Origin of the sequence: Bradyrhizobium sp. (assembly GCF_035935975.1) — a bacterium.
In the GTDB taxonomy this organism is placed as follows: domain Bacteria; phylum Pseudomonadota; class Alphaproteobacteria; order Rhizobiales; family Xanthobacteraceae; genus Bradyrhizobium.
The window spans coordinates 96,479-120,814 of record NZ_DASYWN010000026.1; the positions used below are offsets into that span (position 1 = coordinate 96,479).

Annotated in this window: 22 protein-coding genes; 13 read left to right on the plus strand and 9 right to left on the minus strand. The window is 64.8% G+C overall.

Annotated features, from left to right (window positions below; translation table 11 throughout):
* Window positions 1-995 precede the first annotated feature (995 nt).
* Window positions 996-3,458, plus strand: coding sequence for a putative bifunctional diguanylate cyclase/phosphodiesterase (locus tag VGR99_RS14585; RefSeq protein WP_326899147.1), 2,463 nt, complete (start codon window positions 996-998; stop codon window positions 3,456-3,458).
* Here the strand turns inward: VGR99_RS14585 and VGR99_RS14590 are convergent.
* From VGR99_RS14590 to thrS, 3 genes are all read right to left on the minus strand, one after another.
* Complete coding sequence (locus VGR99_RS14590; protein ID WP_326899148.1) at window positions 3,444-4,706, minus strand: serine hydrolase domain-containing protein; 1,263 nt, start codon at window positions 4,704-4,706, stop codon at window positions 3,444-3,446. The two genes, VGR99_RS14585 and VGR99_RS14590, sit on opposite strands and share 15 nt — an antisense overlap.
* A gap of 63 nt (window positions 4,707-4,769) precedes the next feature.
* Window positions 4,770-5,333, minus strand: coding sequence for a nitroreductase (locus tag VGR99_RS14595; protein WP_326899149.1), 564 nt, complete (start codon window positions 5,331-5,333; stop codon window positions 4,770-4,772).
* A 93-nt stretch (window positions 5,334-5,426) separates the two neighbouring features.
* Window positions 5,427-7,469: a threonine--tRNA ligase gene (thrS, locus tag VGR99_RS14600; RefSeq protein ID WP_326899150.1), complete on the minus strand. Its 2,043-nt coding sequence runs from the start codon at window positions 7,467-7,469 to the stop codon at window positions 5,427-5,429.
* A 186-nt stretch (window positions 7,470-7,655) separates the two neighbouring features.
* Between thrS and VGR99_RS14605 the strand changes: the two genes are divergently transcribed.
* Together VGR99_RS14605 and VGR99_RS14610 are read left to right on the plus strand one after the other, a co-directional pair.
* Window positions 7,656-8,825 carry an MFS transporter gene (locus VGR99_RS14605; RefSeq protein ID WP_326899151.1) on the plus strand — a complete coding sequence of 390 codons (1,170 nt, stop codon included), beginning with the start codon at window positions 7,656-7,658 and terminating at the stop codon, window positions 8,823-8,825.
* 91 nt (window positions 8,826-8,916) lie between these two features.
* Window positions 8,917-9,294, plus strand: a complete 378-nt coding sequence (locus VGR99_RS14610; RefSeq protein ID WP_326899152.1) for a hypothetical protein — start codon at window positions 8,917-8,919, stop codon at window positions 9,292-9,294.
* Window positions 9,295-9,347: 53 nt separating this feature from the next.
* Here the strand turns inward: VGR99_RS14610 and VGR99_RS14615 are convergent, their stop codons facing one another.
* Complete coding sequence (locus VGR99_RS14615) at window positions 9,348-9,674, minus strand: GrlR family regulatory protein (protein WP_326899153.1); 327 nt, start codon at window positions 9,672-9,674, stop codon at window positions 9,348-9,350.
* 170 nt (window positions 9,675-9,844) lie between these two features.
* Window positions 9,845-11,179: an alpha/beta hydrolase gene (locus VGR99_RS14620; protein ID WP_326899154.1), complete on the minus strand. Its 1,335-nt coding sequence runs from the start codon at window positions 11,177-11,179 to the stop codon at window positions 9,845-9,847.
* Between the two features lie 319 nt (window positions 11,180-11,498).
* Here VGR99_RS14620 and VGR99_RS14625 point away from each other — a divergent pair, with 319 nt between their 5' ends.
* Both VGR99_RS14625 and VGR99_RS14630 read left to right on the plus strand, forming a co-directional pair.
* Window positions 11,499-12,866 carry an APC family permease gene (locus VGR99_RS14625; protein WP_326899155.1) on the plus strand — a complete coding sequence of 456 codons (1,368 nt, stop codon included), beginning with the start codon at window positions 11,499-11,501 and terminating at the stop codon, window positions 12,864-12,866.
* Window positions 12,867-12,868: 2 nt separating this feature from the next.
* Window positions 12,869-14,083 carry a hypothetical protein gene (locus tag VGR99_RS14630; protein ID WP_326899156.1) on the plus strand — a complete coding sequence of 405 codons (1,215 nt, stop codon included), beginning with the start codon at window positions 12,869-12,871 and terminating at the stop codon, window positions 14,081-14,083.
* Between the two features lie 21 nt (window positions 14,084-14,104).
* Here VGR99_RS14630 and VGR99_RS14635 read toward each other — a convergent pair whose 3' ends face one another.
* Entirely contained in the window at window positions 14,105-14,665 is a 561-nt protein-coding gene (locus VGR99_RS14635) for a helix-turn-helix domain-containing protein (RefSeq protein ID WP_326899157.1), read from the minus strand.
* A 353-nt stretch (window positions 14,666-15,018) separates the two neighbouring features.
* Between VGR99_RS14635 and VGR99_RS14640 the strand changes: the two genes are divergently transcribed.
* The 3 genes from VGR99_RS14640 to VGR99_RS14650 are packed head-to-tail and all read left to right on the plus strand — an operon-like array spanning window position 15,019 to window position 17,861.
* Complete coding sequence (locus VGR99_RS14640) at window positions 15,019-16,332, plus strand: MFS transporter (protein ID WP_326899158.1); 1,314 nt, start codon at window positions 15,019-15,021, stop codon at window positions 16,330-16,332.
* A 57-nt stretch (window positions 16,333-16,389) separates the two neighbouring features.
* Window positions 16,390-16,908, plus strand: coding sequence for an MOSC domain-containing protein (locus VGR99_RS14645; protein ID WP_326899159.1), 519 nt, complete (start codon window positions 16,390-16,392; stop codon window positions 16,906-16,908).
* The gene (locus VGR99_RS14650) at window positions 16,905-17,861 is read left to right on the plus strand and encodes a PDR/VanB family oxidoreductase (protein ID WP_326899160.1); all 957 of its coding nucleotides are present in this window, start codon (window positions 16,905-16,907) and stop codon (window positions 17,859-17,861) included. Before VGR99_RS14645 ends, VGR99_RS14650 begins: the two co-directional genes overlap by 4 nt.
* A gap of 1 nt (window position 17,862) precedes the next feature.
* Here VGR99_RS14650 and VGR99_RS14655 read toward each other — a convergent pair whose 3' ends face one another.
* A complete protein-coding gene (locus tag VGR99_RS14655; protein ID WP_326899161.1) occupies window positions 17,863-18,072 on the minus strand; it encodes a hypothetical protein in 210 nt (69 codons plus the stop codon).
* 100 nt (window positions 18,073-18,172) lie between these two features.
* The gene (gene yidD, locus VGR99_RS14660) at window positions 18,173-18,511 is read right to left on the minus strand and encodes a membrane protein insertion efficiency factor YidD (RefSeq protein WP_326899162.1); all 339 of its coding nucleotides are present in this window, start codon (window positions 18,509-18,511) and stop codon (window positions 18,173-18,175) included.
* 228 nt (window positions 18,512-18,739) lie between these two features.
* Here yidD and VGR99_RS14665 point away from each other — a divergent pair, with 228 nt between their 5' ends.
* Window positions 18,740-19,633 (plus strand): hypothetical protein, encoded by an 894-nt coding sequence (locus VGR99_RS14665; protein WP_326899164.1) that lies wholly within the window; start codon window positions 18,740-18,742, stop codon window positions 19,631-19,633.
* 62 nt (window positions 19,634-19,695) lie between these two features.
* Here the strand turns inward: VGR99_RS14665 and VGR99_RS14670 are convergent, their stop codons facing one another.
* Entirely contained in the window at window positions 19,696-20,151 is a 456-nt protein-coding gene (locus VGR99_RS14670; protein WP_326899166.1) for an iron-sulfur cluster assembly scaffold protein, read from the minus strand.
* 240 nt (window positions 20,152-20,391) lie between these two features.
* Here VGR99_RS14670 and folE point away from each other — a divergent pair, with 240 nt between their 5' ends.
* The 4 genes from folE to VGR99_RS14690 all read left to right on the plus strand — a co-directional run bounded on the left by folE (window position 20,392) and on the right by VGR99_RS14690 (window position 24,114).
* Window positions 20,392-21,072 carry a GTP cyclohydrolase I FolE gene (gene folE, locus VGR99_RS14675; protein ID WP_326899168.1) on the plus strand — a complete coding sequence of 227 codons (681 nt, stop codon included), beginning with the start codon at window positions 20,392-20,394 and terminating at the stop codon, window positions 21,070-21,072.
* Window positions 21,073-21,156: 84 nt separating this feature from the next.
* Window positions 21,157-21,579, plus strand: a complete 423-nt coding sequence (gene hisI, locus VGR99_RS14680; RefSeq protein ID WP_326899169.1) for a phosphoribosyl-AMP cyclohydrolase — start codon at window positions 21,157-21,159, stop codon at window positions 21,577-21,579.
* Window positions 21,580-21,725: 146 nt separating this feature from the next.
* Entirely contained in the window at window positions 21,726-22,778 is a 1,053-nt protein-coding gene (locus VGR99_RS14685) for a lytic transglycosylase domain-containing protein (protein ID WP_326899175.1), read from the plus strand.
* A gap of 160 nt (window positions 22,779-22,938) precedes the next feature.
* Window positions 22,939-24,114, plus strand: a complete 1,176-nt coding sequence (locus VGR99_RS14690; RefSeq protein WP_326899170.1) for a DUF2336 domain-containing protein — start codon at window positions 22,939-22,941, stop codon at window positions 24,112-24,114.
* Window positions 24,115-24,336 lie beyond the last annotated feature (222 nt).

The window sequence follows — 24,336 nt, forward strand, 5'->3', positions numbered from 1 at the left end:
ATTCGGAAACGGCGTATCCATCGCCGCAACCCGGCCCAAGGAAGAGGGGCGTATCGCGATCGTCACGACACGCGGGCCGGGCGGCGGTGGACGCGGATCACATCGGCGCGACAAGTTTCGCAGGGCGGGCAACCGTGAGCGAAGACCTCGCGCCAACGACAGGTGCGGTTCGCGTACGGCAAAATCGTGTGGTCCTGACGCCCGGGGTCTGTGCGTCAAGCCTTGCGGTGATGCGTGCGGCCCAACCGGGCCCGCGCATCAGTCATCGGCAAGGCGACGGGGGCAATAGTGCATCGCTCCCCGGGGAGCGCACGACATAAGCCGTTCCAACCATCGCGCAGGGAAGGCCGGGATGCCCCGACTGCCCTGTTTCCCCGCTGTGCACGGTAGCGCAATCTGCTTCTCGCATGGCGGTCAACGGGAGCCAGCCGGCTCCCGGCCTTCCCTGCGCCCTCTTTCATTGGAGGGCGAAGTGCAGAAGCAAAGCTCGGGCGAAACAAGCCGCGAGGATGCGAAGGTGTGTCTGCGGCCGTAGGATGGGTAGAGCGCAGCGAAACCCATCACCTTTCAGTGTGAAGAAAGCATCGATGGGTTTCGCTTCGCTCTACCCATCCTACGATTTTGCGCCAAACTCCGCTCTCGTGCCCCGGACGCAGCGCAGCGCTCCTTCAGCGGTGCGCTGCAGAGCCGGGGCCCATGCATCAGCGAATTCCGCGGCCTCCTGGGTCCCGGCTCTGCGCAGCAGCGCAAGAGCGCAGCAGCGCGTCCGGGACACGAGAGAGAGTGCGTCGATGCAGCGATGCGTCGACACTTCGATCTCGCGCGCCGAGACACGCATCGCATTTTAAGCAACCGTCATAGTCTCTAACGCCCACTAACCAACACCTGACTTAAAACTGTCATATACGCCGAATGGAACCTCGACCTGCGTCCTTTTTACACGGCATTAAGCGCGGCTGCATTGGATGCGCGGGGAAAGTGCGTTGGGGACTACGATGACTGCCGCGAAGAAGATGCCGGGAAAACCGGCCACCGAAATGTTTGACGACATCCCGGTGCTTCAGCGCAAATGGCGCGCAGCGTTGAAGCCGGGTGAACGGCTGCCGCGCTATGAGGACGTGATGCTCGGGAGCCTCGGCAGGCTCGCCGACCACATCGCGCTGCTCAAGAACGACGGCACGCTCGAGCTGTCGCGCAGCGGACGCTATGTGCAGAAATGGCTCGGCGAGGAGCGCTGGGACATTCCGGTCGCGCAGCTGCCGCCGGATTGCGCCACGGCCCTGTCGGAAGCGGTGGCGAACGCGCTGAACAACGGACGGCCGCACCAGGCGAGCGCGCATTGCGTGCGCGACGGCATGGTCCGGACCTATGACGTGCTGGCACTGCCGACCGCCTCGCGCTGGGGTGCCACGCTGGTCGGCGCCTATGTCAACGAGCGCGGCGCGCAATACAACCTGCTGGATGCGATTTTCTCCGCGACCGACGACGCCGTGATCTCGCTGGCGACGTTGCGCGATGCGGGCGGCCAACCCTCCGATTTCCAGGTCGTGCATCACAACAAGAGCGCCGAGCTGCTGCTGAATGTCGCGAGCGGAGAGCTGTTGTGGCGCCAGATCGGCGAGGGGACCACGCTGCTGGCTGCCTCCGAGGTCATGGCATTCCTGGTGAAGGCGGTGTCGGGCGGCCGCGGCGAGCAGCTCGAGATCGAGAGCGGTGGCCGATACCTGCGGATGAGCGCGACGGCCTTCGCCGACGTCATCTCGCTGGCCATCTCCGATGTCACCGCGATGAAGCGGCGCGATGCCTCGTTCCGCCTGCTGTTCGACAACAACCCGATGCCGATGTGGGTGTTCGACGCCGAGACCAAGGATTTCCTCAGCGTCAACGACGCCGCGATCCAGCATTACGGCTATAGCCGCGCCGTGTTCCTGCGCATGAAGCTGCACGAGATCTGGCCAGAGGACGAGTGGGACAGCCACGCCAAGGCGCTCGAACGCGTCGGCGACACCTACCACTCCTCGCGCAACTGGCGGCATCTGCGCGCCGACGGCAGCGAGATCGAGGTGCTCACCTTCGGCCGCCGCGTCACCTTCAACGATCGCGACGGCTATCTGGTTGCGGTCGCCGACATCACCGAGCGGCGCAAGGCCGAGGCGCGGATCGCCCATATGGCGCATCACGACGGGCTCACCGACCTGCCGAACCGCGAATATTTCCAGGATCGCCTCAAGCAGGCGCTCGACCAGGCCGCCGGCAAGCGGGTCGGCGTGCTCTATATCGATCTCGATCTGTTCAAGAACATCAACGATTCCTTCGGGCATCCGTCGGGCGACCGCCTCCTGAAGGAAGTTGCCGAACGTCTCACCACGGCCGTCCGCGGCGCCAATCTCGCAGCCCGGCTCGGCGGCGACGAGTTCGCAGTGATCCTCGCTGCCGACGTCTCGCCGAACGAGGCCAGCGCCTGCGCGACCTTGCTGATCGACATGCTCAAAGCACCCTACGACATCGACGGCCAGGAGATGGTGATCGGCGCCAGCATCGGCATTGCGCTGTCGCCGGGAGATGGCGTGACCTCGGAAGAACTGATGCGCAACGCCGACATGGCGCTGTACCGGGCCAAGTCCGACGGCGGCGGCGTGCATCATTTCTTCGAGCGCGAGATGGACCTGCAGGCGCAGAAGCGCCGCGACATGGAGCTCGATTTGCGCCGCGCCTTTGCCAATGGCGAGTTCGAGCTGCACTACCAGCCGCTGGTGTCGATCGCCTCCGACCGCATCTCCGGCTTCGAATCGCTGCTGCGCTGGCGTCACCCCGACAAGGGCATGATCTCGCCGGCGGAGTTCATTCCGGTCGCCGAAGACATCGGCCTGATCTCGCAGCTCGGCGAGTGGGTGCTGCGCGAGGCCTGTGCCGAAGCAGTGAAGTGGCCCTCCGACGTCAAGGTCGCGGTCAATCTGTCGCCGGCGCAATTCCGCAGCCGCAACCTGGTTCAGGTCGTGATCTCCGCGCTGGCGCAGTCGGGCCTGTCGCCGAAGCGGCTCGAGCTCGAGATCACCGAATCGATCTTCCTCGCCGAGACCGATGCCAATCTCGCGATCCTGCATCAATTGCGCGAGCTCGGCGTCGGCATCTCCATGGATGATTTCGGCACCGGCTATTCCAGCCTGAGCTATCTCCGCAGCTTTCCGTTCGACAAGATCAAGATCGATCGTTCCTTCGTGAAGGATCTGGCGCAGCGACCTGATTGCGGCGCGATCGTGCGGGCGATCTCCGGCCTTGGCCGCAGCCTCAACATCACCACGACCGCGGAAGGCGTCGAGACCGAGGATCAGCTCGACTGGCTTCGCGCCGAGGGCTGCAACGAGGTGCAGGGTTTTCTGTTCAGCGCGGCGCGGCCTGCCGCCGAGATCGCAAAGCTGCTTGCCGAATTCGGCCAGCGCGCCTCACGGGCGGCGTAGTTCGGGCGGGTAGCAGCCGTAGACCAGCTCCTTGAACGCGGGCGTGATGCGGCTGCGCTCGTTCTGGGTCTGCTGCATCATCAGGTAGACCATGTCGAGCTTGGGATCGACGCCGAAATAGGTGCCGCTGCCTGAGTCCCATTTCAATTCGCCGATCGAGCCCGCCGGCGGCGGCTTTGCGTTGCCGGGATCGGTGCGCACGCCGATGCCGTAGCCATAGCCAAAACCGTCGCCGGGGAAATAGAAATAGTCGCGCGCAACGCCGGAGCCGGGGCCGATGTGATCGGTCGTCATCGCCTTGAAGGCCGCGGGGCTCAGGTAACGCTTGCCGCCGAATTCGCCGCCGTTGAGCAGCATCTGCGAGAAGGTCTGATAGTCGGTGATGGTCGAGAGCAGGCCGCCGCCGCCGGACTCCCATTCGGGATGGGCGAGGCGGTCGCGCTCGCCGGCGAGCAGGACCGGGTCGTTCGGCAGCGGCCGCGCCATGCGCGTGCGCTCCTCCTCGGTCGTCAGCACGAATTTGGTGCTGGTCATACCGAGCGGATCGAGGATGCGCTGCTTGAGGAACTGGTACAGCGTCTGGCCCGAGATGATCTCCATGACGGCGCCGAGCACGTCGGTGGAATGGCCGTAGCGCCACAGTGTCCCGGGCTGGCGCGTCAGCGGCAGCCTGGCGATGCGGTCGGCGAATTGCCTGTTGTTGAACGGGCCGTCGAAGATATTGGCGGCCTCGTAGACCTTCATCACCCAGGGCGCGCCGATATAATCGTAGCTGATGCCCGAGGTCTGTCGCAGCAGATCCTCGATGTTGACGGGGCGGACCGGCGCTTCGAGTGTGAGCGTCGATGAGCCGTCCGGCTCGACGCCGACCTTGGTGTCGGCAAACAGCGGGACGTATTTCGACACGGGATCGGTCAGCGCGAGCTTGCCTTCGTCGATCAGCATCATCGCGCCAAGGCACGTGATCGGCTTGGTCATCGAGTGGATGGCGAAGATCGTGTCGGGCGTCATCGCAAGGCCCGTCCTGGTGTCGCGCACGCCGAAATTCTTGAAGTAGACCGGCTTGCCGTGCTGCTGCACCAGGATCACCGCGCCCGGCAGCCGGCCGCTCGTCACCTCGTTGTTGAAATAGTCGGTGATGCGGTCGAGGCCCTCGGGCGAGGGGGCGGGGATGTTGGCGGCGGCGCGGCCTTGCGCCATCGAGCCGGCCAGCAGCGCGGCTCCGACCAGAAATTCACGACGCTTCATCCGGGCTTCCTCCCTTGCCGGGATCAAAGCCGCAAGACGTCGGAAGCGTCAACAGGACTTCGATTAAAATCGCGTCACGATTTCCGAAAGGAACGGTCGCGGACGATCCTCGCTCGGCTTGGTCGGCGTGCCGATATGGATGAAGCCGGCGAGCTTCTCGTCCGGTTTGAGGCCGAGGCCGTCCAGCACGTCGCGATCGAACGAGAACCAGCCGGTCAGCCAGCAGGCGCCGTAGCCGAGCGCGGTCGCGGCCGTGACGATGTTCATGGCGCTCGCGCCCGCCGACAATTCCTGCTCGAAGGCCGGCACCTTCGGATGCGGCCTGGTGAAGCTGACGATGCCGATCACCAGCGGCGCATCCATCAGGCGCTTGCGCTCGACCTCGACGTCGGCCGCCGGCGCGCCGGGATTCTTCCGGGCGAATACCTTGGCGATGACCTCGCCGGCGCGCTGGCGGGCGTCACCCTCGAAAATGATGAAGCGCCAGGGCGCGAGCTTGCCGTGGTCAGGCACGCGCGCGCCGATGGTGAGAATGGTCTCGAGCTCGGCCGCCGAAGGGCCGGGCCCGGTCATCTCGCGCGGCTTGACCGAGCGGCGGGTTTTCAGGAGTTCGATGGCATCGGGCACTGCGATATCCTCTTCGGCTGGTCGTCGGGCGTGCCAGGCTCAGATAAGCATGCACGCCCGCAACCGGAAGCGAATTTAGATCGATTTCAGGGATCAGGCCGCGTCGCGCGCCCGCCGGACGTCCGGCGGGGTGGCCTCGTCGACGAGGGCGGCGATCGCCTCCGCCGTCGACATCACCTTCTGGCCCTCGCTGCCGAGCCGGCGGACGGAGACCGAGTGCGTCTCGGCTTCCTTCTTGCCGCACACGAGCAGCGCCGGAATCTTGGCCAGCGAGTGCTCGCGGACCTTGTAGTTGATCTTCTCGTTGCGAAGATCGATCTCGGCCCGAAGCCCGGCGCGGCGGACCTGCTCCAGCACCTGCTTGGCGTACTCGTCGGCCTCCGAGGTGATGGTGGTGACCACCACCTGCACCGGCGAGAGCCAGAGCGGGAAGTTGCCGGCATAGTGCTCGATCAGGATGCCGATGAAACGCTCCATCGAGCCGCAGATCGCGCGGTGGACCATCACCGGCGCCTTCTTGCCGCTGTCATGGTCGATGTAGAACGCACCGAACCGTTCCGGCAGGTTGAAGTCGACCTGCGTGGTGCCGCACTGCCAGTCGCGGCCGATGGCGTCGCGCAGCACATATTCGAACTTCGGCCCGTAGAAGGCGCCTTCGCCCGGATTGATCTCGGTCTTGATGTGGTTGTTCTGCGCCTGGATCTGGCTCAGCACGGTCGCCATCACGCGTTCGGCGTGGTCCCACATCGCATCGGTGCCGACGCGTTTCTCCGGCCGGGTCGAGAGCTTCACCGTGAGATCGCCGGTGAAGCCGAAATCGGCATAGGTCGACAGGATCAGATCGTTGATCTTCAGGCATTCGTCGGCGAGCTGGTCCTCCATGCAGAAGACGTGCGCGTCGTCCTGGGTGAAGCCGCGCACGCGCATCAATCCGTGCATGGCGCCCGACGGCTCGTAGCGATGCACCACGCCGAACTCGGCGAGGCGCAGCGGCAGGTCGCGATAGCTCTTCAGGCCGTGCTTGAAGATCTGCACGTGGCCGGGGCAGTTCATCGGCTTGAGCGCAAACCAGCGCTTGTCCTCGGCCTCGTCGCCGGCCGACTGCGCCGCGAACATGTTCTCGCGGTACCAGCCCCAATGGCCCGAGGTCTCCCACAGCACCTTGTCGAGGATCTGCGGCGCGTTGACCTCGTTGTAGTCGCCGGCGAGGCGCCGGCGCATGTAGGCGATCAGCTGCTGGAAGATGGTCCAGCCCTTCGGGTGCCAGAACACGACGCCCGGACCTTCCTCCTGGAAGTGGAAGAGGTCGAGCTCGCGTCCGAGCTTGCGATGGTCGCGCTTCTCGGCTTCCTCGATCTGCTTCAGGTAGGCGTCGAGGTCCTCCTGCTTGGCGAAGGCCGTGCCGTAGATGCGGGTCAGCATCGGGTTGTTGCTGTCGCCGCGCCAATAGGCACCGGCCACCTTCATCAGCTTGAAGGCGTTGCCGACCTTGCCGGTCGAGGTCATGTGGGGGCCGCGGCAGAGATCGAACCAGTCGCCCTGGTAGTAGATCTTGATCGGCTCGTTGCCGGGAATGGCATCGACCAGCTCGACCTTGAAGGCCTCGCCCTTGTCGCGGAACACCTGCTTGGTCTTCTCGCGGTCCCAGACTTCCTTGGTGAAGGGTTTGTCGCGCGCGATGATCTCGCGCATCTTCTTCTCGATCGCGGCAAAGTCTTCCGGCGTGAACGGCTCGTTGCGGAAGAAGTCGTAGTAGAAGCCGTTCTCGATCACGGGACCGATGGTGACCTGGGTGCCCGGCCACAGCGTCTGCACGGCTTCGGCGAGCACGTGTGCGCAGTCGTGGCGGATCAATTCGAGCGCGCGCGGATCGTCGCGGTTGATCAGCTCGATCTTGGCATCGTCTTCGATGGGATCGTCGAGGTCGGCGACGACGCCGTCGAGCGCCATCGCAACGGTGCGCTTGGCCAGCGACGGCGAGATGCCCTTGGCGATCTCGAGGCCGGTAATGCTTTTGTCATATTGGCGCTGGGCGCCGTCGGGGAAGGTGAGGGTAACCTTGGCGGCGGGGGTCACGGGCTTCAGATTGCTGAGGCTGTATTGAAAGCCGGATTCGGATTTGGGCTGGTCGGACATTGCTTTTCTCCTGAGGCTCACTCCTGCGAACGAGCGCAGGTAAGCGGGAACGAGCGATATATCAGGCGATTCGGCCTGTGCAATCCGGCATTTCCAAGAAAGCAGCGCGCAAAAGTCGGGGCCTCGCACCAACTAATTCGCGCAACGCCCTTTAACTGGCCGCAGGCCCGTTCTACATGCATTTGCATGGAAAGCTCCCGCGCCGGCCGTTTCGCGCCAACCGCCCTGATGCTTGGCAATCTCGTCACCGGCTGCTCGGTGCTGGCACCGGCGGGCATGCTGCCGGAATTGTCGGCGGGGCTCGGCATCAGCATCCATGCGGCCGGGCTCCTGATCACCTTCGGCGCGATCACGCTGTGCATCGGCTCGCCGCTGACGGCCTGGCTCACCAGCCGGATCGAACGGCGGATACTGCTTGCGACGACGCTTGCGGGGCTCGCCTTAGGCAATCTCGCCTCCGCTTTCGCACCCGACTACACGAGCCTCCTCGTCATTCGCCTCGTGATGCTCGCGGTCGGCGCGCTTTACACACCTCAGGCCGCCGGCACGGCGGCGCTGATCGTGCCGGCCGAGCGACGCGGCAGTACGATCGCCTACATCTTTCTCGGCTGGTCGCTCGCTGCCGCCGTCGGGCTACCGCTGATCACATTCCTGGCCAGCCGCTACGGCTGGCGCGCGGCCCATGGCGGGATCGGCGCACTCGGCTGCATCAGCTTGCTGTTGTTGCTGCTGCGCCTGCCGTCGGGCCTGAAGGGCACGCCGGTGGACCTGAAGACCTGGAGCGCGGTCGGGCGCAGCAAGCCGATTTTGCTGCTGCTTGCGATCACGATGCTGCAGATGTCGGGGCAGTTCGTGGTGTTCACCTTCATGGGCCCGCTGCTCAAGAAGCTCACCGATGCGAGCCCCGATGCTATCGGCCTGGTGTTCGGCATCTACGGTGTCTGCGGCTTCCTCGGCGTCGTCATTGCGACGCGCATCGTCGACACCTGGGGACCTTACCGCACCTCGCTGCTGTTCACCTGCCTGTTGCTTGCGGGCATCACGGGCTGGGCGATCGGTGCCGGCGCGCTCGTATTGATGGCAGGCGCGGTCGCGATCTGGGGCCTCGGCTTTGCCTCGACCAATTCGATGCAGCAGGTGCGGCTGGTGGCGGCCGCGCCACCGCTGGCGTCGGCGACCGTCGCGCTCAACACGTCGGTCCTCTATATCGGCCAGGCCGTCGGCTCCGCCATCGGTGGACTGCTGTTCGCCCGCGAGCTCCTGCATACGCTCGGCTTCGCGGCGATTGGCTTCGTCGTGGTCGCGCTGATCCTGGTGGTCCTGACCAGGCCGCGGCCGGCTGCCGCCACGGCCTGAATCCCGCATTTTCGTGTGCGCAAGGTGCTTGGCAAACGGCGCGTCAGAGCGCTAGAAGGCCGGGCATAGGGACCAAAGAGAGATGACTGAAATGAGGATGATTCTGGCGGTTGCCGCGGTGCTCTATTCAGCTTCCGCGTTTGCACAGACCGACAAGCCGCCGATGGTGGGGGACGCGCCGCTGGTGCAGGTCAAGCCGAAGGGGACCAAGGCGGCCGCCGCCGCGGCCACTCCGGCGCCCAAGGGCAAGCCGCAATCGATCGCGGCGCGGCTCCAGGCCTGCCTCGACCTCGACGACGGCACCAAGGACCGGCTCAATTGCTACGACGCCATCATCCCGCCGGCGCCGAAGCCGAAGCCGGCGAAGGCCAAGGGCTACGCCGATTGCCGTTTCATCAAGGAAGAGGACGAGCGGCTGGCCTGCTTCAACGGCTTTGCCGAGAGCATTCCGAAGCTGCCCAAGACTTGAAACCGCCCAAGACCTGAAGCGACCCAAGACCTGATGGCTCGAACCGGACAGCGCTAGTCGCTGATCCGGCTCAACACGGCCCTGAAGGCGACGCCCGGCACCTGCAGAGCGGTGCCTTCGAATTCAGCCGTGTCGCCGTCCTCCCGGCCGCTGAGCGTCAGCGTGATCCGGTCGATGCCGAACAGTGCCTTGAAGGACGGATCATCGTTATAGCGCCGGGTCGAGATCTTGACCTTGATGCTGTCGCCTTCACCCGTATAGGTGCCGATGAAGGCAAAGGCGGAATTGCCGCCGCGCATCTTGCCATCCGTCACATAGACCACGCCGCACCCGGTTCCGTGAACCGTGTGGAAGTCGACCTTGTACAGTCCCTGACGCACGGCCTGTCCCCGCAGAATTCCAAAAGCAATTCGGCCGCCAAATTATGTGTGTTGCCGGCGGAAACAATCCGGTGGCTTCCGGGGATCTCGGCCATCAACATCACAATTTGATCAAGGCCTGAGACAATTGCAGGCAGCGCGCCGAAATGCCGGGGCGCGCAATATTGCGGCTATCGGCCCGATGCGGAGGAACTGGTCGCCGCCACGCGCGTCAGCGCCATCGCGGGCGTTGCCGACATCTTCACCAGCACGTCCTTCAGCGGATATTGCGTCCACGCGCGGTTGACGTAGTCGCGATGGGTGATGCCCTCGCCGGTCTCGACGAACACCACGCTGCCGGGACGCAAGGGGCCGTCCATGCCCTCGGAGACGCTGATGCCCTTCTGCCTGAGCATGCTGATCAGCTCGCGGTCGCGCCTGGCGGTGTAACGGGTGTAGGAGCTGACGAAGAAGCCGGAGCGGTGGCTCTCGATCCAGGACGCGAACTTGTCCATCTCGCCATAGATGGCGTCGAGCAGCACGACGCCGCGGACGCGGTCGCTGATGCCGCCGACCTCGAGGCTCCACGCCGTCGGCAGGAAGCCGCCGCTATAGCCGACGATCACGATCGGCATGTTGGCAAAGGCGCGCGCGCTGTTGGGATCGCCGGTGAGGCGGGCGAGGTGGTTCGCCGATTCCTCCATGAAGCGCTTCAGGCCGCCCGCCTGCCAGAACTTTCCGGCGCTGGAATCGGCGGCATCGACCGCCATCTGCGGGGCGAGCAGGATGGCATTGGCGCCGGAATCGGTGATCTGCTGCGGCACCAGTTGGCGGTCGCGCACGTCGCGCTCCAGCGTCGCGCCATTGCCGTGAAAGAACACCACGATCACGCCCGGCTTGCGCACGTCGAAATGCTCGGGGACGTGCACCAGAACACGGCTGTCACTGTAGGTCTCGTCCTGCCAATAGACGCGGCCCGAATAGCTGCGATGGCCGCGGCGGTCGCCCTTGGAGATGTTGAGGAAGGGCGCGTCGGAGGCGGGGTTGTTGCCGAAATAGGGGAAGGCCGACGACTTCATGCTGACGAGCGTCGTCAGATCGTCGCGTGCCGGACGCTGGTAGGGGACTTGCGGCGTGAGCGAGGCGACCTTGTAGGGCGCCTGCTCCGGCTGTTGCTGCACGGCGCGCTTGGGCGAGAAGTCCGACATCTGCCGTTGCAGAAAACTCTCGCTCGCCGACGGGAAGCGCTCCGTGAACTGCGGCGCGGGGAAGCGGTCCTCGAACGTGTCGCCGCTCGCAACCTGCTGACTGGTGGCCTTGGGATTGGTCTTGGCGACAACCTGGACGTTGGCCTGCGAGTTCGCCGCGAGCGCCGCCGGATTGGGCGCCCTGCCGCATTGAACCAGCGTCAGCGACAGCGGCACCAAGGCTGAGATCAGGCCGATCCGGAGCACGCGACCGTACAGACCGGACGATGTCCGGTCCGCACGACCATCAGCTCTCGATTTCGGAACGGCCCCGACCATCCACCCATGACCCCAAAGTCACGCCCACCGGCAATCTCTAGACAATTGAGCCGACTGGCGTTTAGGCGACGTTAAGTGTCCGGAGAAACTTCCCCACATCCGGAACGCTCAAAAGGACCATGCAATCGTGTCGTGATTGTGGGGGAGGAAAACGTGATTCTCCGGTGTTTCCGCTGGTTTATTGCCCGGGAGCGTGCATAAAAGGTGCTAAAATACCTGTTTTGACCGCCTCATTTAACCCTTGTTAACCCTGCTTGAATTGACTGGGCCAACTGCACAATGGTTCCCGCACGTAGCGTGGCGGCTGAAAAGGACCCCGATGACGGCATCAGATGCGGGTACTGCGTCCTCGACTGGCCGGCTGACCGGAAGCGGGCCGGGGGTCTCCGTTCTGGTGGCAACCGCCATCGTCGTCGCCGACATGATCGGGGTCGGCGTCTTCACCAGCCTCGGCTTCCAGGTCAAGGACATCCCGTCCGGCTTCTCGATCCTGCTGCTGTGGACCGTCGGTGGCATCGTCGCGCTGTGCGGGGCGGTCTCCTACAGCGAGCTCGGGGCGATGTTTCCGCGCTCGAGCGGCGAATACAATTTCCTTAGCCGCGCCTATCATCCGGCCTTCGGGTTTCTCGCGGGCTGGGTCTCGGCGACGGTTGGCTTTGCCGCACCGGTCGCGCTCGCGGCCATGGCGTTCGGTGAGTACGCCAAATCGGTCGTGCCCGATCTGCCGCCGATCCCGCTTGCCATCGGCGTGGTCTGGCTGGTCTCGATCGTGCAACTGACCGGCGTCAGGCATTCTTCGACCTTCCAACTGATCTCGACCATCCTCAAGGTCGTGCTGATCGTCGGCTTCCTGGTCGCGGGCTTCGTCATCGGCGTGCCGCAGCCGATCGCCTTCACGCCGCAGCCGGGCGATCTCGCCCATATCGTCAGCGCGCCGTTCGCGATCGGGCTCGTCTTCGTGATGTACTCGTTCTCGGGCTGGAACGCCGCGACCTACATCATCGGCGAGATGAACATGCCGCAGCGGGATCTGCCCCGAGCGCTGCTCGCGGGCACGCTGATCGTGCTCATCCTCTACGTCGCGCTGAACGCGGTGTTTCTCTATTCCACGCCGATCAGCGCGCTCGCCGGCCAGCTCGACGTCGCCAGCGTCGCCGGCACCGCCATCTTCGGCAATTTCGGTGGCCGCATCGTCGGTGCGATGATCTGCTTCGGCCTGATCTCCTCGATCAGCGCGATGATGTGGATTGGCCCGCGCGTGATGATGACGATGGGGGAGGATATCCCGGTCTTGCGCGTGTTCTCGACGCGATCGGCAAGCGGCGCTCCGGCCTATGCCATCCTGTTTCAGCTCGCCGTCGCGACCCTGCTGCTGTTCACCCGCAGCTTCGAGGCGGTGCTCGAATTCATCCAGTTCTCGCTGCTGTTCTGTTCGTTCTTCACGGTTGCCGGCGTCATCAAGCTGCGCATCACCGATCCCGACCTGCCGCGGCCGTTTCGCGCCTGGGGATACCCTTTCACGCCGCTGGTTTTCCTGCTCGTGACCGGGTTCATGATGTACTACCTTTTGACCGAGCGACCGGTGCATTCCCTCGCAGGATTGCTCGTCATGCTCTCGGGCCTGCTGATTTATGCTATTTTCCGCAGGCGGCCGGTTGCCGCTGGCACGTCACACGATCGCGAATAGACATGTTTCGAGCCCTCAGAATTGCGGCCGTTGCTGTGTCCCTGTTGGCTGCGGCCGTCTCGTCCGTGCGTGCCGCCGACGTCACCTTCGACGACACCGCGCGCTTCCTCGCCGGCATGCAGCCCTCGGCGGACTCGCCGTTGGTGCCGTTGACCCGGGACCCGGGCTGGCAGCATCACGCCAAGTTCTTCGACGGCGCCTTCGCCCAGCTCGAGCAGCGGCAGCTTTCGAAGATCCGCGCCTGGTCCGACGTCAACCTCGCTGCGCCCCGGCCGACCATGTTCTACATGTTCAGCGGCCCGGACTTCCTCTACGCCAACGCCTTCTATTCCAAGGCCAGCACCTATGTGCTTGGCGCGCTGGAGCCGGTCGGCGCCGTGGCTGATCTGTCGAGGTTGCCGCGCGGGGCGGTCGGCGCTGCGGTCTACAATGTCGAGCGCTCGCTCGGCTCGATCCTGAGCTTCTCCTTCTTCATCACAAAGCAGATGAAGGTCGACCTGCACGCCAACCAGGTCAACGGCACCTTGCCGATCCTCTATGTCTTCCTGGCGCGCTCCGGCAAGACCATCCGCAACGTCGAGATGATCGCGCTCGACGCCAGGGGTGGGATGCACACCGGCAACGACAATCCCGGACGGAACGCCACGCGCGGCGTCCGCATTACGTTTGCCGGCAGCGACGGCGAGGCGCGCACGCTGTATTATTTCTCGACCGACCTCTCCAATGCCGGCGCGCGCAACACGGGGTTCCTGAGATTCTGCGAGACGCTCGGGCCGGGCAACAGCCTGCTCAAGAGCGCATCCTACCTGCTGCACAAGGGCGACTTCGCGGCCACCCGCGACTGGCTGTTGGCCAACAGCGCGACCATCATCCAGGATGATTCAGGCATTCCGCTCGCCAATTACAATGCGCGGCAGTGGCGGTTCTTCCCGTTCGGCCGCTATCTCGGACCGATCGACGAATTCCCCGGCCGCTATCAGGAGCGCTATGCCGAACTGTTCACACGCGCGCCGCCGATCGATTTCGGCGTCGGCTATCGCTGGCGCATGCATGAATCGAACCTGCTGTTGTCGGTGAAGGTGCCGGGCAGCGAGATCCTACCGGCGGCAGAGACGATCTCGTCGGACGAGCCGTCGCCGAGGCCGCCGCGTCCGAAGCGGCCGCGTCCGCCCGAGCCGGTCCCGCCGCCGCCCGGACGCTTCTTCTGGTTCCGCTAGGGTCTCCCGCGACCTCTGACGTTACGTCGGGCTCTGGGCCACGACGACCAGCACTTCGGCCTTCTGCCGGCCGAGACTCCTGACCTCGTGCGGCGTCTCTCCTGAAAAATACAGGCAGTCGCCCTTGCCGAGCGTCAGCTCCTCGCCGTCGAGCTTGATGGCGATCTTGCCGTTGATGACGAACAGCAGTTCCTCGCCCGCATGCGAGGCGCGCGTCGCGGACTTGTGCGGCGGGCTCAGCAGGAACGGCTCCATCATCTTGCGGGTGCGGCCCGTCACCAGCGGAACCACGCCGAACGTATCCTGGAACAGCGGGACGTTGCCGTCCTCACGGCGGAACAAGGTGTAGCGCGGCGCCGGCTCGGCGTTCGGGTCGAAGAAGTTCGCGACATTGACCTCGAGCGCAGCGGCCATCCGCAGCAGCGCGGCGAGCGAGGGGATCTTCAGGTTGCGCTCGACCAGCGAGATGTAGCCGCGCGTGAGATCGCTCTGCTTCGCAAGCTGGTCCAGCGTCAGGCCCTTGGCAATCCGCGCCTGGCGGATATTGGCCCCGACCGCTGTCGCTTTGCTGACGTCAAGCACGCATGAGTCTCCCGAACTGCTGAGGCTCCTTTTGCAACAGATGCGGCCGAACCGCCAGCCCGGCAAGGGCGCTGCTCATTTCGCGTGCGCCGGCGTGTATTCCAAAGGAAAACTATCGAGCGGAAATTTCGTGCAAGGCCGCAGATAAAGTGAGCAGATTTGCTGGTATATCGCGCAAAATAGCCGAATAATAGTGCATTTTATGCTCTCTGCCGCGATCGGCGGCAGTTGCCGCGTCCCGTGGCGTTGATTTCCAATAGTAAACATGATCGATTTTACCGTCGCGGCTGCCGATGGGCTCCGCGGACAAATCAACTGCTTCCCCTGGTGCCGGTACCTTTCTGGAGAGATCGATGACCGTAGCAGACGACGTAACCCTGAACGTAGCGCCGGACGAGGCGGCGAGCTTGCGACGGATCGTGTGGTCGAGCGTGATCGGCACCGCGGTCGAATGGTACGACTTCCTCATCTACGGCACAGCGACCGCGCTGGTGTTCAACAAGGTCTTCTTCGCCGCAGGCAATCCCACGCTCGCCACCATCGCCGCCTTCGGCACCTACGCCGTCGGCTTCCTGGCACGGCCGCTGGGCGCGGCGATCTTCGGCCATTACGGCGACCGCGTCGGCCGCAAGGCGATGCTCGCGATCACCATCATGGTGATGGGGATCGGCACCTTCCTGATCGGCCTGCTGCCGACCTACCAGCAGATCGGCATCGCCGCGCCGCTGCTCCTGATCGGCCTGCGGTTTCTCCAGGGCATCGGCCTCGGCGGCGAATGGGGCGGGGCCGTGCTGATGGTGGTCGAGAATTGCCCGACGCATCGCCGCGGCCTGCTCGGCAGCATGGTGCAGGTCGGCAATCCCATCGGCAATCTCGCCGCGATCGGCATGTTCGCGCTGGTGGCGAGCCTGCCGGAAAGCGACTTCATGACGTACGGCTGGCGCATTCCCTTCCTGGTCTCGATCCTTCTGGTCGGCGTCGGTCTCTACATCCGCCTCAACATGGAAGAGACCGCGGCCTTCCGCCAGGTCCAGGCCAAGAAGGAGGTCGCAAGCATGCCGCTGGTCGAGATCTTCAGGCATCACCGCAGGCCGTTCTTCACCGCGGTTGGTCTGAAGATCTCCGAGATCGCCTATGCCAGCATCGGCGGCGTGTTCGTGATGTCCTACGCCACGGCCAATCTGGGGCTGCCGCGCGCGGTGGTCCTGAACGGCGCGTTCGCCGCATCGCTGGTCGCGCTGCTCGCCATTCCCTTGTTCGGCTGGCTGTCCGACCTCGTCGGCCGCAAGACCATGTTCTATGCCAGCTGCGTGTTCTCGGCGCTGTTTGCTTTCCCCCTGTTCTGGCTGCTCGACACCCGCGATCCCGCCATCGTCATCGGCACCATCGTGGTCGCGATCACCTTCGGCCAGATGGTCATGTTCGGCATCGGTGCGCCCTGGTACTCGGAGCTGTTCTCGGCGCGGCTGCGCTACAGCGGTGCCTCGCTCGGGTTTCAGGTCGGGGCGGCCATCAGCGGCGGGTTGACGCCGTTGATCGCGGCCTCTCTGATGGCCTGGAGCGGCGGTGCCACCTGGCCGGTTTCGCTGCTGCTGATCGCCTGCGCCGTCATCACCGCGACCGCGACCAAATTCGCGCCGGAGATGGCGAACAAGGAACTGACCTGATCCCGCGGCGCGCCGCTGCCGGCGGCGCGCCATCGCTCACCCCCTGGGGGAATTGTCATGCTCGATACCATCAGCGCCGGCCCGGCGCAGAACGCACAGCTCGGCTGGACCGGCGTGGTGCGCTTCCTTCATGTCACCCCGCGCGCGTTCCTGCCGATGCGCGCAGCGGAACAGATCAACCTTGTCGCCGGCCGGGGCATCGACGGCGATCGCTACATGATCGGCAACGAAGAGGGCTTCTACTCGCACAAGCCGGAAGAAGGCCGGCAGGTCACCCTGTTCGAGCTCGAGACGCTGGTCGCGCTCAAGCGCGACGCCGGCATCGCGCTCGGACCGGAGGAACACCGGCGCAACGTCACGGTCGAGGGCGTGCCGTTGAACCATCTGGTCGGCCGCCGCTTCTGGCTGGGCGAGACCTTGCTGGAGGCGACGCGGCTGTCGGTGCCGTGCCGGCACATCGAGGAGATCACCGGCAAGGCGATCTTCGATCCCCTGATCAACCGCTCGGGCCTCAATTGCAAAATCCTGCAAGGCGGCATCGTAAAGGTCGGCGATACCGTGCGGAACGCAGCATGAAGGCGCGCCCGATCACGACGGTCAAGACGGTCGTCACTGGCATCGAGGACGCCGGGGCAGGGATCAAGCTGTTCACGCTGGCCGACCCCGATCGTTGGGAGCTGCCGCCGTTCAAGCCCGGCGCGCATATCGACCTGCATCTGCCGAACGGGCTCGTCCGCACCTATTCGCTGTGTAACGAGCCTGCCGACAATGCGCGCTACTTCATCGCGGTGAAGCGCGAGGCGGAGGGACGCGGCGGTTCGCGCGCACTGCACGATGACATCCGGATTGGCGACATCATCGGCGTCTCGCTGCCGCGCGGCGGATTGGAGACCGGCCCGGAGATCGCACGCCACGTGTTCGTCGCGGGCGGCATCGGCGTGACGCCGTTCCTGTCGATGGCGCGCCACCTCATGCAGACGGACGACGTCGATTTCGCGCTGCATCTGATCGTACGCGAGGAGATTCCGTTCGCCGCACATCTCGCGCCGCTGATCGATGCGGACCGCGTAGTGGTGCATCGTACGTCGCAGAGGGGGCGCCCGGATCTTGCGTCACTGGTCGGGGAGGCGGGGCCGCAAACGATGGTCTCCTGCTGCGGGCCGGAAAGCATGATCGACGATTTCGAGCAGGTAACCGCCGCCTGGCCCGCGGCGAATGTCCATGTCGAGCGCTTCGTCGCGCCGCCGCCGGTCATCGATCCCGACGCAAAACCGTTCACGCTGTCGCTGGCGCGCACGGGGACCGAAATCCAGGTCCGTGCAGGCCAGACCATGCTGGCCGCCTTGCAGGAAGGAGGCATCGACATCGCGACCTCCTGCTGCGGCGGCATCTGCGGCGCCTGCAAGGTCGGCTGGATCGAGGGCAAGCCCGTCCACCGCGATCGCATTCTGTCGCCCTACGAGCGTGAACGCTATCTCATGGTGTGTGTTGCGGGATCGGACTCGGAGCGGCTGGTGCTGGACCTCTGAGCTACCAGTGCACGCTCTGGCTGGGCACGATGAACGCCGTCGAGCTCTGAGGCGTGGCGAGGCTCGACGCAAGGTACCAGCCGGAGCCTAGCACGAGCGCAAGCAGTGCGATGATCGCGAGAAGATCCATGGTTCTGGGATCGTGGTGATGACCCCTGGGATGATTTGAACCAAGCCTGAAGTGAAAATGAGGGCTGATTTTCCAGCGCATTGTTGTTTCCTCCCGTGGGAGCATCACAACAACGCGAACGGGAACTTTCGGTTCCGCTCAGAGCAGCGATGCGTAAAGCACCGCAGCATGCATAGCGTGCTCAGGGCGCGTTGACGCCGCGCCAGCGGCCGTAGCGCCAAGGCAGATACCAGTGCGCGCCTTGCGGCGCGGCGAGGGGAACGTTGTCGATGCCTGATGTGCCGAACGGATTGCAGCGCAGCAGCCGCGCCAGCGTCATCCAGCCGCCGGCCCAGAGTCCGAACCGCTCGATCGCTTCATCGCCATAGACGGAGCAGGTCGGAAGGTGACGGCAGTTGTAACCAACCAGCGGCGAGAGCGTGTGGCGGTAGAGCCAGATCAGCGCGCGGCCGAATCTGCGCGGCAGGCGGAGCGCGCTCTCGACCGGGGTGGAACAATGCTCGCAGGCTGAATGCTTCATGTGCGTCTTGCTGCGAGGTTGAGCGACGTGTTGCGCGGTTCCGGCGCAGGGAACAACAAGCTGTTGTTTGCGCGCCATATTTTGCATGCTTTTTGGGAGCAGTGCAGCAAGTACCTATGGACGATCTGTATTCCCCCGGATACCATTTTTGTGACGTCCATGTGTAGACTTGTTGGACGCAAAACGGGGCTTGCCTGAATCGCCTTGGGGCTTGGGGAAGGGACCAGTTTGAAACTTGTGAAGTCGCTCAATCGTCGCGGCTGGTTGCTGGTGGGAACCGCTGCTTTGGGAGTCGTGCTGGCGGGCGCCGTCGCGACCTTTGGGTCGTCGGCCCGGGCCGGTGGTTCGCTCGAAGAGCGCAAGCTGCCGATGAAGTTCAGCTGGGTTGCCTGCGAGCCCAACTGCCGCGGCTGGGTCAGCGCGGTCGGCATCATCACCTCCGATACGCCCAAGGATTTCGAGGACTTCGCCCAGGGACGCCAGCTCGGCGGGACAACCGTGGTGCTGGACTCCAGCGGCGGTTCCGTCAACGACGCGATCACCCTCGGCCGGCGTTTCCGCGGTCTCGGAGTTCTGACCACGGTCGGCATCAGCCTCCAGAACCGCGGCGGCCAGTCGGCCCGTCCGGCGGTCGGGCCCGAGGCCTATTGCGAATCCATGTGCGTGTTCCTGCTGCTGGCCGGCAAGAAGCGCTACGTGCCGGAAGCGGCCCATGTCCGGGTGCACCAGATCTGGATGGGCGACCGCGCCGACGATGCCAAGGCGGCGAGCTATAGCGCGCAGGACCTGATGATCGTGGAGCGCGATATCGGCCGTCTCGCCAAATACACCTTCGACATGGGCGGTGCCGGCGATCTGCTCTCGCTCGCGCTCAGCGTGCCGCCATGGGAAGACCTGCACGAGCTGGACGCAGGCGAGCTGAAGCTCACCAATCTGGTGACGACGGATCTGGTGGCCGAGGTGCTGCCGCATGTGGACGTCGCAGCGCCCGCGATGGCGGAGCTTGCAGCGAAGACGCAGGCAAGGTTCGGCACCGAACCGGAGCAACCTGCCAAGTCGACCAAGACGGCCGAGGCCGCTCTGCCGACTGGCGCGGCGCAACTCGCGGCCTCGCAGAAGTAACCGAAAATCTATGATGGTGATTCCGGGTGGATGCTGAGCATCACCCGGTAGGATGCTCGGGGTCAGTCCTGCGCCGCAGCCGGCTGCTTGGCTTTGGCTTCGATCTGGCCGATGGCGTCGACCACGGCATCGAAGGTCAGCAGCGTCGAAGCATGCCGCGCCTTGTAGTCGCGGACCGGCTCGAGGAATTTGATTTCCTCCCACTTGCCTTCGGGAGGCGCGCCATTCTCTTTCAGCATCTTGCGAACGGTCTCGCGTAACTCGCGGAGTTCGCTCGCAGTCGAGCCGACGACGTGACTTGCCATGATGGATGAAGAAGCCTGGCCCAGCGCACAGGCCTTCACGTCATGGGCGAAGTCGGTGACGGTGTCGCCGCTCATCTTGAGATCGACCTTGACGGTCGAGCCGCACAATTTGGAGTGGGCGGTTGCGGTGGCATCGGCGTCCGATAACCGTCCGAGCCGCGGAATATTCCCGGCCAGTTCGATGATCCGCTTGTTATAGATGTCGTTCAGCATGTGATGGAGTCCGGGACTTCCGCATCGGATCGGCCTTGGCGGGCGCCGTCCAGGGTCCTATATAGGGTCGGAACTGGCGGAAAAACAGTCCAGCGGTGCGTCGGCTGCGGTCCAGATCTGCGCTACTGATGTTGTGACCGAAGGACCTTTTCGCCAAAACTGTTCTCTTCAGGCGTCCGGCGGCTTGCCGCCCCGTCTGCCGGTGACACTCCGGCCGCAAGGCCGTCGAACGGAGTAGACATGGACGCGACCATCAAGCCGATCCGCCCCAATAAGCAGCCCGAGAGCCGCCCGGCCGAGCTCGATCCCGCCGAATTCCTCGCGGCCGCCGTCCGCGCCGACCAGCCGCGCCCTGCGCGTGCCGAGGCGGAAGCGGCGGTGAAGACGCTGCTCGCCTATATCGGCGAGAACACCAATCGCGAGGGCCTCCTCGACACGCCGCGCCGCGTGGTCGAGGCTTTCGACGAGCTCTATCAGGGCTACCACCAGTGCCCGGCCGAGGTGCTCGACCGCACCTTCGGCGAGACCGCCGGCTATGACGACTTCGTCTTGGTGCGCGACATCGAGTTCACCTCGCAGTGCGAGCATCACATGATGCCGTTCTACGGCAAGGCGCACATCGCCTATACGCCGGTCGAGCGCGTCGTCGGCCTGTCCAAGCTCGCGCGCCTGACCGACATCTTCGCGCGCCGGCTCCAGACCCAGGAGCATCTGACGGCGCAGATCGCGGCGGCGATCGACGAGATCCTCAAGCCGCGCGGCGTCGCCGTGCTGATCGAGGCCGAGCATACCTGCATGTCGGTGCGCGGCGTCGCCAAGCATGGTGCCTCCACCTTCACCAGCCGCTTCACCGGCATGTTCCGCGACAATCCGGCGGAGCAGGCCCGTTTCCTGTCCCTGGTGCGAGGGCTGCAGCGCTGACCTCGCGAAGGCTTGTAGTTTGAGCATGACCTTTGCGGAAAACCGCTGCACACTTTTCAGGGTTGTGCCCTAGCGAGAACGCTCGTGTCCGCTCACTCCCATGAGATCGAGGAAGGCTTGGCCTTCCTCCCGAAGTTCGATGCGAGCGGCCTCGTGACGGCCGTCGCGACCGACGTCGCCACCGGCGACGTGCTGATGGTCGCGCACATGAACGACGAGGCGTTGCGCAAGACGATTGCGACCGGCGAGGCCTGGTACTTCAGCCGTTCGCGCAATGCCTTGTGGCGAAAAGGTGAGACCTCGGGTCAGACCCAGCGCGTGGTCGAGATCCGCACCGATTGCGACCAGGACGCAGTCTGGCTTCGCGTTGAGCAGATCGGGGCCGCCTGCCATACCGGCCGCCGGTCGTGCTTCTATCGCAAGGTCGAAGCCGAGGGCAGCGGTGCCAAGCTCGTGTTCGTCGATGCGGACCGGCTGTTCGATCCGGAGGCGGTCTACAAGAAATGACCTTCGTCATTCCGGGCGGCTCGAGGAGCCGACCCGGAATCTCGAGATTCCGGGTTCGCGCTTCGCGCGCCCCGGAATGGCGATGAGGCCCGAATTAACCCCGCATTAACCATACCTGTCCCACGGTGAGACGACAGGGCGCCGAATTGCCGGCGCCGCTCAATGCCGCGCGGGGCGGGCACTTCAGCATGTCGGTCGACAATTCCAGTGCCTCTCAGACGGCGGGTCTCGATCCGTCGCGGGCACGCGTCGCCGGTGCGATCAAGCAGGTCTCCAGCCGGACCGGCATCAGCTTCCAGTACATGCTGACCACCGCCAAGATGGAGTCGGATTTCGATCCGACTGCGGGCGCCACCACGTCGTCCGCGCACGGCCTCTATCAGTTCATCGACCAGACCTGGCTCGGGACGGTGAAGGAGGCCGGCACCCAGCTCGGCTATGGCAATTATTCCGACGCCATCACCAGGACCTCGTCCGGCGGTTACACCGTCGATGATCCCGTGATGAAGCAGTCGATCATGAAGCTGCGCGACGATCCGGAAGCCGCATCCACCATGGCGGCGGCGCTGACGCAGTCGAACAGTTTCAAGCTGACCGGGCTGCTCGGCCGCAGGCCTTCCGACAGCGAGCTCTACATGGCGCATTTCATGGGCGTCGCTGGCGCCGCGAAACTGATCGCCAATGCCGAGGACAATCCGCAAGCCGTCGGCGCACGGCTGTTTCCCAATGCGGCCTCCGCCAATCGCCCGATCTTCTACGCCAATGACGGCCGCGCCCGCAGCGTCTCCGAAGTCTATTCGGTGCTGGACGCGCGTTACGCCATCGCGGCGAATTCGAAGCTGACCCGCAGCGCGATGGCGATGTATGGCGACTTGCCCTCGACCACGCAGGTCGCGAGCGCCAACGGCATGCAGCCGACCGCGCCTGTCATCGACAACGCCGCTTATCTCCAGACCTTCCCCAACACCAATGGCGTGACGCCGGTGGGTGCGACATCGTCAACGACCGTTGCAGACGATGCGCCGGTCACGCCCGCATTCCGCTCGATCTATCAGCCCGGCGACACCACGCAGCCGGTCTCGACCACGGTGCAGAAATTGTGGGGCAACAACGCCTCGGTCGCATCGGCCATGCCCGATGTGCGTGCGCCGCAGCCGCTCGATCTCTTCAGCGATCGCAGCGGTACGTTCTCGAGCTAATCGCTGTCGCACGCGCTGCTCGGTCGCCTTGGTTCCATTAACAAATCATCAATAAAACCAGCCAGTTATGGTGAACGCTTTGTTAAGCGTCGTGGTTTATTTTGTGTTGCAGGTGACGAGCCGTCACCCCCTTCGTTAGGTTGCGTAAGCCGGAAGCAGCATGATCGTTCGGCAGTTCATCAATTGGATCAGGACGGCGCCCGCCGGCGAGCGGGCCGAGGCAACACGGGCGTTGGCCCGGGCCTGGCTGATCTCAGACCTTTCCCATGACGACCGCGTCGCCGCGGAAGGCGCGCTGCTGATGCTGCTCGACGATCCCTCGCCGCTGGTGCGGCAGGCGATGGCCGAGGCGTTCGCGCGCAGCACCGATGCGCCGGCGTCGATCGTGCGGGCGCTGTCGGCGGACCAGCCGACCGTGGCGCTGCCCGTGCTCGAACATTCTCCGCTACTGATCGATGCCGATCTCGTCGACATCGTCGCGACCGGCAATGACGAGGTGCAATGCGCGGTGGCGCGCCGCATCGCGCTGCCGGTGTCGGTCTGCGCCGCGATCGCGGAGGTCGGCTGCGCGGCTTCGGCGCTGGAGTTGATCGAAAATCCGCATGCCGAGCTCGCGCCGTTCTCCTGGAATCGCATCGTCGAGCGCCACGGCCATCTCGCCGCGATCCGCGAGGCGATGCTGGTGCTGGATGATCTGCCGGCCGCAACGCGCGCTGCGCTGGTGGCAAAACTCTCCGAGACGCTCGCGCAATTCGTCGTGGCGCGAAATTGGCTGAGTGCCGACCGCGCCGAGCGCGTCACGATCGAGGCACGCGATCGCTCCACCATCAACATCGCTGCGCGCTCGCGCGACGACGACATGCTGGGTCTGGTGCATCATCTCCGCGTCACCGGCCAGCTCACCGCCGGCCTGATCCTGCGTGCGCTGCTGTCGAGCAATCTCGATCTGTTCGACGCCGCGCTTGCCGAGCTTGCAGATCTTCCGCTGGCGCGCGTCTCCGCGCTGCTGCACGACCGCGGCGGCAACAGCCTGCATGCGCTGCTCCGCCGTGCCGGCTTGCCCGAGGCGACGTTCGCGGCCTTCCAGGTCGCGCTCGATGCCTGCCACGAGCAGGGCTTTGTCGACAGCGACGACGGTGCGGCGCGGCTGCGCCGGCGCATGGTCGAGCGCGTGCTCACCCATTGCGAGACCGACCGCGGCGCCACCGATCCGCTGATGGTCCTGCTCCGCCGCTTCGCCACCGAATCCGCGCGCGAAGAGGCGCGGTTGTTCTGCGACGAGCTGGTCGCGGACGATGCGATCGATCCGGCCTATGATGATCTGATCGCGGCGTAGTCGGGTGCCGTAGGGTGGGCAAAGGCGCATCGCGCCGCGCCCAACATTCATCAATGATAGCGACAGATCGTGGGCACGCTCCGCTTTGCCCACCCTCATATGGGGATTTGTGAGTCAAGGGCATTCGATTGGCTTGAGTGAGGTTGGCGTGGTTTGAGGGCGGCGCGCGGAGCCATGCGGAGCGCAGCGCGACGACCGTGTTCCGGGGGAGGATTGGCTTCC

Excerpts from the sequence above, each read along its gene's own strand:
- VGR99_RS14655 (WP_326899161.1), bottom strand. The coding sequence starts at position 18,072 with ATGCGCTGGAAAATCAGCCCTCATTTTCACTTCAGGCTTGGTTCAAAT.
- VGR99_RS14645 (WP_326899159.1), top strand. The coding sequence starts at position 16,390 with ATGCTCGATACCATCAGCGCCGGCCCGGCGCAGAACGCACAGCTCGGC.
- thrS (WP_326899150.1), bottom strand. The coding sequence starts at position 7,469 with ATGTCCGACCAGCCCAAATCCGAATCCGGCTTTCAATACAGCCTCAGC.
- folE (WP_326899168.1), top strand. The coding sequence starts at position 20,392 with ATGGACGCGACCATCAAGCCGATCCGCCCCAATAAGCAGCCCGAGAGC.
- VGR99_RS14620 (WP_326899154.1), bottom strand. The coding sequence starts at position 11,179 with ATGGTCGGGGCCGTTCCGAAATCGAGAGCTGATGGTCGTGCGGACCGG.
- VGR99_RS14670 (WP_326899166.1), bottom strand. The coding sequence starts at position 20,151 with ATGCTGAACGACATCTATAACAAGCGGATCATCGAACTGGCCGGGAAT.
- VGR99_RS14585 (WP_326899147.1), top strand. The coding sequence starts at position 996 with ATGACTGCCGCGAAGAAGATGCCGGGAAAACCGGCCACCGAAATGTTT.
- VGR99_RS14625 (WP_326899155.1), top strand. The coding sequence starts at position 11,499 with ATGACGGCATCAGATGCGGGTACTGCGTCCTCGACTGGCCGGCTGACC.
- VGR99_RS14630 (WP_326899156.1), top strand. The coding sequence starts at position 12,869 with ATGTTTCGAGCCCTCAGAATTGCGGCCGTTGCTGTGTCCCTGTTGGCT.
- yidD (WP_326899162.1), bottom strand. The coding sequence starts at position 18,511 with ATGAAGCATTCAGCCTGCGAGCATTGTTCCACCCCGGTCGAGAGCGCG.
- VGR99_RS14610 (WP_326899152.1), top strand. The coding sequence starts at position 8,917 with ATGAGGATGATTCTGGCGGTTGCCGCGGTGCTCTATTCAGCTTCCGCG.
- VGR99_RS14640 (WP_326899158.1), top strand. The coding sequence starts at position 15,019 with ATGACCGTAGCAGACGACGTAACCCTGAACGTAGCGCCGGACGAGGCG.
- VGR99_RS14690 (WP_326899170.1), top strand. The coding sequence starts at position 22,939 with ATGATCGTTCGGCAGTTCATCAATTGGATCAGGACGGCGCCCGCCGGC.
- VGR99_RS14650 (WP_326899160.1), top strand. The coding sequence starts at position 16,905 with ATGAAGGCGCGCCCGATCACGACGGTCAAGACGGTCGTCACTGGCATC.
- VGR99_RS14590 (WP_326899148.1), bottom strand. The coding sequence starts at position 4,706 with ATGAAGCGTCGTGAATTTCTGGTCGGAGCCGCGCTGCTGGCCGGCTCG.
- VGR99_RS14605 (WP_326899151.1), top strand. The coding sequence starts at position 7,656 with ATGGAAAGCTCCCGCGCCGGCCGTTTCGCGCCAACCGCCCTGATGCTT.